Origin of the sequence: Pseudomonas sp. MD195_PC81_125, from assembly GCF_014060985.1 — a bacterium.
GTDB classification, from domain to species: domain Bacteria; phylum Pseudomonadota; class Gammaproteobacteria; order Pseudomonadales; family Pseudomonadaceae; genus Aquipseudomonas; species Aquipseudomonas parakoreensis.
On the sequence record NZ_JABULD010000716.1, the window covers coordinates 1 to 1,039 of the forward strand.

Here is a 1,039-nt window from a genome sequence, read left to right on the forward strand (position 1 = left end):
CGAAGGCGGCGCGTCAGGCGACATCTGCAATGGCTGATATTCCGCTTTCGCGAGCAGGCTCGCTCCCACAAGGGCTGGGTGTTGGGTCAGAGGAATCTGAGCAATGCAGCGACGATCGCTTCCGGGGCGTCCTCCTGAACGAGGTGACCGGCGTCGGGGATCGGGTGAAATTGTGATCCCGGGATCATCTGGTGTAACGCCCGACCCCGTTCGATGGGAATCCACTGATCGACTTCACCCCAGAGAATCTGCACCGGGCAGCGGATGCTCGGGTACAGCGGTTCGGCCTCGCGGGTGTAGCGTTCGTCCATCTGCGCAATCTGCCGATAGAACGCCGCTTGCCCGGGATCGCCGAGCCACGGTTGCACGTAGGGCGTCAGTTCAGCGTCCGGGATGTCGCGGTGAATCGCCCCGCGAATGTAAGTCGGGACGATCGCGCGCTGAATGTAATCCGGCAGGCCGCTGAACGCCGCTTCATGCTGGCGCACATGCTGCACGAACGGCGATCCCCCATGGCGTCAGCGCCACCGGATCGATCAGCGTCAGGCTGCGGTAGTCCTTGCCATTGAGCAAATGCGTGCGCAACGCGGTGGCGCCGCCGAAGTCATGGGCGACTACGTCCGGGCGCTGGATGTTCCAGTGATCGAGCAACTGCGCGAGAAGTTGATTCTGTACGCCGAGGGAAACGTCGGCATCCGGTTGTGCGGAGCGTCCGTAACCCAGCAGGTCGAAATAATGCACCCGGTGACTGGCAAAGAAATGCGGCGCGATGCGATGCCACACGTACGATGAAAACGGCGTGCCATGCACGAACACCAGCGGCGGGCCGTCACCGCGCACGGCGTGGCGCACCGGATGCCCATTGAAATCGAAGACCTGATCCAGTTGCCAGTCTGTCATCGGCCTGTCCTCTTGGCGGGTTTGAGCCAAAAAGCATAGGCATAAAAAAAACAGCCGCGAAGGCTGTTTTCTATTTCCCTGACAAAACACCATTCCCTGTGTAGGAGCTGCCGCAGGTGCGATCTTTTTGATTTTTGAA

General features: G+C 60.4%; 1 pseudogene. It reads right to left on the reverse strand.

The annotated features are described in order from the left end of the window. Nucleotides 1-86 precede the first annotated feature (86 nt). A pseudogene (locus HT737_RS28245) lies at nucleotides 87-900 on the reverse strand (alpha/beta fold hydrolase). Nucleotides 901-1,039: the final 139 nt, after the last annotated feature.